Annotated in this window: 1 protein-coding gene; it reads left to right on the forward strand. The window is 57.8% G+C overall.

Going from position 1 to position 6892, the window contains the following annotated elements; all coding sequences use genetic code 11:
* Positions 1–108: 108 nt before the first annotated feature.
* Positions 109–2553 carry an acyl-CoA dehydrogenase FadE gene (gene fadE, locus ACPUC7_RS20145; protein ID WP_494924221.1) on the forward strand — a complete coding sequence of 815 codons (2445 nt, stop codon included), beginning with the start codon at positions 109–111 and terminating at the stop codon, positions 2551–2553.
* The last annotated feature ends 4339 nt before the right edge of the window (positions 2554–6892 follow it).

Genomic DNA, 6892 nt, shown 5'->3' on the forward strand with positions numbered 1-6892 from the left:
GTGAGTTCTGTTGTAATTGCGATGTAAACAGATTGCTAAATTTAGTCCGCTATTCTAAACCTACAGCATAACAGGTCAGACCTCTTACTACTTACGGAGCGCTTCATTATGCTGGTTGCCTCAATCATTGCGACGCTAATTCTGCTTAGCGTCTTGTTCTACCACCAAATTTCCCTGCGTTTGAGCAGCGTGATTCTGCTGCTGTGGACCGGCGCGCTGGCGGCGGCTGGCGTGTGGACGCCGTGGCTGCTGCTGCCGTTGGCGATCATTCTGCTGCCATTCAACCTGCCAGTGATGCGCCGCAGTATGTTCTCTAAACCGGCGCTGCACAGTTTCCAGAAAGTGATGCCGCCGATGTCGCGCACCGAAAAAGAGGCGATTGACGCCGGTACCACCTGGTGGGAAGGCGATCTGTTCCGCGGCAAACCAGATTGGCAGAAACTGCATAACTATCCGCAACCGCGCCTGACAGAAGAAGAACAAGCCTTTATTGATGGGCCGGTCGAAGAAGCCTGCCGCATGGCAAATGACTTCGAAATCACCCATGAAATGGCCGATTTGCCGCCAGAATTGTGGGCGTACCTCAAACAACATCGCTTCTTCGCGATGATCATCAAAAAAGAGTACGGCGGCCTGGAATTCTCCGCTTATGCGCAGGCGCGCGTGCTGCAAAAACTGGCGGGTGTTTCTGGCATCCTGGCGATCACCGTTGGCGTACCGAACTCTCTCGGCCCAGGCGAACTGCTGCAACATTACGGCACCGATGAGCAGAAAGATCACTACTTGCCACGTCTGGCGCGCGGCGATGAAATCCCCTGCTTTGCGCTGACCAGCCCGGAAGCGGGTTCCGATGCCGGTGCTATCCCCGATACTGGCGTGGTGTGCATGGGCGAATGGCAAGGCCAGAAAGTGCTGGGGATGCGCCTCACCTGGAACAAGCGCTACATTACGCTGGCGCCGATTGCTACCGTGTTGGGCCTGGCGTTTAAGCTCTCCGATCCCGATCACCTGCTGGGTGATACCGAAGAACTCGGCATCACCTGCGCATTGATCCCGACGCACACGCCGGGCGTGGAGATCGGTCAGCGCCACTTCCCGCTCAACGTGCCGTTCCAGAACGGTCCAACGCGCGGCAAAGATATCTTCGTACCGATTGATTTCATCATTGGTGGCCCGTCAATGGCCGGTCAAGGCTGGCGCATGTTGGTGGAATGCTTGTCCGTCGGACGCGGTATTACCTTGCCATCTAACTCAACTGGCAGCGTGAAAAGCATTGCACTGGCGACCGGTGCTTACGCGCACATTCGCCGCCAGTTCAAAGTGTCTATCGGTAAAATGGAAGGGATTGAAGAACCGCTGGCGCGTATTGCCGGTAACGCTTACGTGATGGATGCGGCAGCCACCTTGATCACCAGCGGCATTATGCTCGGCGAAAAACCGGCGGTGCTGTCGGCAATTGTGAAGTATCACTGCACCCATCGCGGGCAACGCGCGATTATCGATGCGATGGATATCGCCGGCGGTAAAGGCATTATGCTGGGCGAAAACAACTTCCTGGCGCGTGCTTATCAAGGCGCCCCCATTGCCATCACCGTGGAAGGTGCCAACATTCTGACGCGCAGCATGATCATCTTCGGCCAGGGCGCAATTCGCTGCCATCCATGGGTGCTGGAAGAGATGAACGCCGCGGCGAAAAATGATTTGGTCAGCTTTGACCGTGCGCTGTTTAGTCATATCGGCCACGTTGGCAGCAACAAAGTGCGCAGCCTGTGGCTAGGCTTAACTGGCGGTCGCACCAGCGCCACGCCAACCCGCGATGTGACGCGCCGCTACTATCAGCACCTCAACCGTTTAAGCGCCAACCTTGCACTGCTGTCAGATGTATCAATGGCGGTGCTGGGCGGCAGTTTGAAACGCCGCGAACGCATCTCGGCGCGTCTGGGCGATGTGCTAAGCCAGATGTATTTGGCCTCTGCCACCCTGAAACGTTATGACGATGAAGGCCGCAACGAAGCCGATTTACCGCTGGTGCATTGGGGCGTGCAGGATGCGCTGCATCAGGCAGAAGTGGCGATGGACGATCTGCTGCGTAACTTCCCGAATCGCATGGTCGCCGGTGCGCTGCGCATGGTGATTTTCGCTGGCGGCAAACATTGCCCGGCACCATCAGACAAACTGGATCACAAACTGGCGAAACTGCTGCAACTGCCTTCGGCTACGCGTACTCGTTTAGGTCGCGGACAGTATTTGACGCCAAGCGCACACAACCCGGCAGGTCAGTTGGAGCAAGCGTTGCAGGATGTGATGGCGGCGGAAGTGATCCACGATCGTCTGTGCCAGCAACAGAAAAAACATCTGTCGTTTACCCGCCTGGATGCGCTGGCACAGCGTGCATTGCAGCAAGGTTGGATTGATGAGAGTGAAGCGCAGGTGCTGATTCGTGCAGAAGCCAGCCGCCTGAAAGCGATTAACGTCGACGACTTTGCCCCGGAAGCGCTGTCGGCCCCAAAGCCGCAGAGTAAAAGCAATTCCAGAGCGAGTGAAGCAGCATAAATGTAAGGGCGGCCTCTCGGCCGCCTTTTTAGCCGGTCGCCCCCTCCTGCCATTTCTTAAGCCCCTGCTGAAAAAATATATCCGCCGGATACCAGACATATCTGCACGGCACATTTCCCCGCCCTGTTTACGATACCGACCATTATTCCCTTATAAATGGTCAGAAAAATGGAATTCAGCAAAAAACGCCTCAGCCCTTACGGCACCGTTCAGGATGAACTTCCGTATCAGCTCACGGCCCGCAGCGAAGCGCCTGTCGCACCGCTCACCGCCCCGCTGCCGGAGGAAAGCTTCGACGCCGAGCGTATTCAGCGCATCAGCTCCGGCGCACAGCTCGAAACCCAGGCCGGTCTGATTATTCAGAATCAAGACAGCCGCCTCGAAATCGCCGAGTTCAACTGGTTCGGCTACAACTCCAAAACCCTGCTGGTCGGCGAAAAAAGCACCATCAGCTTCAGCCTCGGCTCGCACGGCATGAGCGAATTCAGCTTCGACTACTTTGCCCTGCACAACCGCACCACCGTGATCAACTTCTACGACGCCAGCGGCAACCTGATTGGCAGCGAAAAGCTGCTCTACACCGGCTCCGTCTCCGCGAAGCAGTTCGATATCAAAACCCTCAGCTTCACCGCCCCCGCCGGTAAGCTGATTGCTCGCGCCAAGCTGGTCACCGGCGACGAGCCCGCCGTCGGCGACTACGGCTTCCACATCGACAACGTCAAATGGACCGCCGCCGGCCGGCTGCCGGTGGACTTCACCTTTGACCGCATGGAGCGCGACACCGGCACCAGCGCCACCGACTTCATCACGAAAGACGGCGCCGGCGGGCGTAAAGTTGAAGGCACGCTCAGCCGCGCCCTCGCCTCCTCCGAAACGCTGGAGTTCTGGGACGGCTCGAACTGGATGAGCGCCACGGTGAACGGCCAGAAATGGCAGGCGCAGGACGCCACCGCGCACGGCGGCGACTGGGAATACCGGCTGCGCGTGGTCGACGCTAACGGCAACGCCACGCCGGAGCAGAGCCATCAGGTGGTGCTCGACACCACGCCGTCCGACGTGCAGGTCAGCTTTATCCGCATGAGCCAGGACGACGGCGTGGCCGACGACTGGCAAACCACCGACGGCAGCGCCGGGCGCACCGTGCAGGGCACGCTGAGCAAGGCGCTGGATACGGGCGATATCATCGAATACTCGCTGGACGGCGGCAAAACCTGGCTGCCGCTCAGCGTGGATTTTGCCAATAACTGGAGCTTCACCGACAGCGCCGCGCACGCCGCCGACTGGAGCTATCAGATACGCATTACGGATATCGCCGGCAACGTCAATGAGCCTGCCGTTCAGGACGTGGTGCTGCTGCCCGGCGCCGTCACCCTCAGCTTTGACCGCATGGAGAAGGACACCGGCGCCAGCGGCACCGACTTCATCACGAAAGACGGCTCCGCCGGCCGCCTGGTGGAAGGGACGCTGAGCCGCGAGCTCAATCCGGGCGAAACGCTGCAGTTCTGGAACGGCAGCGCGTGGGTGGCCGCCACCGCCAGCGGCCTGACGTGGCAGGCGCAGGACGACACCGCGCATAACAGCGGCTGGAGCTACAAGGTGCGGGTGGTCGACGCCAGCGGCAGCACCNCCGCCAGCGGCCTGACGTGGCAGGCGCAGGACGACACCGCGCATAACAGCGGCTGGAGCTACAAGGTGCGGGTGGTCGACGCCAGCGGCAGCACCCTCGAAGACCAGCATCAGGACGTGGTGCTGACGCCGCCGTCCGACGTGCAAATCACCTTTGCGCGCATGAGCAAGGACGACGGCGTGGCCGACGACTGGCGCACCACCGACGGCAGCGCCGGCCGCCGGGTTGAAGGCACGCTGAACAAGGCGCTGCGTGTCGGCGACGTTATCGAATACTCCACCGACGGCGGCAAAACGTGGCAGAACTTAACCGTCAACGGCCTGAACTGGTCCTTTACCGACAGCGCCGCACACGCCGCCGACTGGGACTATCAGATACGCATTACGGATATCGCCGGCAACGTCACCGCACCGGTGACGCAGGACGTCGTGCTGCTGCCGCTGGAGATCGCCCTCTCCTTTATCCGCATGGATAAGGACACCGGCGCCAGCGACGCCGACTTCATCACCAGAGACGGCACCGCCGGTCGCCTGGTTGAGGGCGCGCTCAGCCGCACGCTCAACGTCGGGGAATCCCTGCAGTTCTGGGATGGTACCCAGTGGATCGCCGCCAGCGTCACCGGCCTGAACTGGCAGGCACAGGATACCAGCGCCCACAACGCCAGCTGGACCTATAAGCTGCGCGTGGTCGACGCCAGCGGCAGTGCCCTCGAAGAACAGTCTCAGGACGTGGTGTTGACCCCGCCGTCGCCGGTCAACATCACTTTCGACCATATGGAGAAGGACGACGGCGTCGCCGACGACTGGCGCACCACCGACGGCAGCGCCGGGCGTCTGGTGCACGGCAAACTCAGCAACGCGCTGAACGCCGGCGATATAGTTGAATACTCGCTTGATAACGGCGTGACCTGGCAGGTGGCCACGCTGAACGGCAATACGTGGTCCTTCACCGATCCCGCCGCGCACGGCAAAGACTGGGAATATCAGGTGCGCATCACCGACGTCGCCGGCAACGTCACCGCGCCGGTCAGCCAGACCGTGGTGCTGCTGCCGCCACCACCGATAAGCTTTACCTTCGAGCAGATGGAAAAGGACACCGGCATCAGTGCCACCGACTTCATTACCCAAGACGGCAGCGCCGGTCGCCTGGTCGAAGGCGCGATGAGCAGGCTTCTCAACCCTGGCGAGACGCTGGAGTTCTGGGACGGACAAAAATGGGTTACCGCCACGGTCAACGGACAACAGTGGCAGGCGCCAGACGACACGCTGCACAACAGCAGCTGGCAATATAAGCTGCGCATTATTAATGCCGGAGGCGATCCCTTCCACGAGCAGTCGAAGTCAGTCGAGCTGGACACCACCAAACCCGACGCCGCGGACCTGTCCGGCATGGGCAAAGACAGCGGGCTGAATACCGGCAACCTGTTCACCAATAATGGTGATGCAGGACGAGTGTACTGGGGCACCTTCGCTGCCGCCGAGACCGGCGTGCGGGTTGAAGTAACCATCGACGGCGGCAAGACCTGGCATGACGCCCTGATAGATGGCAACAAGTGGGTCTGGCAGGATAATACCGCACACGCCACGGACTGGACGCTGCAGACGCGTATCACCGACAAAGCCGGAAATATCTTTGAGGGTGAAACGCATGATGTGCGGATGGACACCACGCCGCCAAATCACCCGGATTTTATCAACCGCGAGGGCGATAATCTGACGGTCAGCCTGAAAGACAGCAACGTGGTGGCGGGCGATAAGGTTATTGTGCATATCGACGGCAAAAATGCTTTTTGTACCCTGACCAGTACCGATATTCAGGCGGGCCAGGCGATTGTCACGCTGCCTGCCAACAGTCGCCTGTCGGCGGAGTATCGCGCTGCGTTTGTTGATATACACGGTAATAAATCGGAGTATTTCTCGCGAAAACCTCTTCTCTTTGATTTTGAAGATCAGAAAGCTTTTAATTTTCCAACCCCTAATAAAGCTTATGACTTTGGTGCATTTAGCATTATCTGGACAGGGACATCGGCATCACATGGAATTACCAATGTTGCAGCAGGTCAGGGCATGCAATATCCGACGAACACTCTTGGAATATCATGTGTGGGAGATCCTGTTACCTTGATGCTTAATCATGGTAAGAAAAGTAATAAAATGACTTTTGAGATAAAGGATTTAACGCTCGGAAATATTCAGATTCAATTTTATGATGGCGCTAATTTGTCTTATAACTACACAGCTTATATGTCAAATGGACGTGCCCAATATTTGACGGTTCCTTTGCCAGCAGGAAAAGAATTTACTTCTGTTAAATTTATTCCAGCGACATGGGGGGATGTTATGGCTTTAGACAATCTTAACTTCTGGGTTTATGACGATAAGATTTTACCCACTGAAACTATTCAGACCGTGGTGAAAGGCGATCTTTATTCTGTTGGGGATGCACTTGATAATATCTTTGTGGTTAATAACGTGACCGATCTCGGCAAAATTGAGATGTTGAACGGTAATGGCGGCATCGACACACTGAAGTTGTCCGGAGCAAATCAGACGCTGGATCTCACCACCTTCCTCAGTAAAATCCAGTCGGTGGAAGTGGTAGATATCACCGGCAGCGGCAACAACACGCTTAATCTGTCGCTGGGCGATGTCCTGCAACAGGGCGGCAAAGACCTGTTCAACATCTCCGGTAACGTGCAGATGATGATTAAAG

This window comes from Pantoea sp. CFCC18179 (assembly GCF_059412405.1).

Excerpts from the sequence above, each read along its gene's own strand:
- fadE (WP_494924221.1), top strand. The coding sequence starts at position 109 with ATGCTGGTTGCCTCAATCATTGCGACGCTAATTCTGCTTAGCGTCTTG.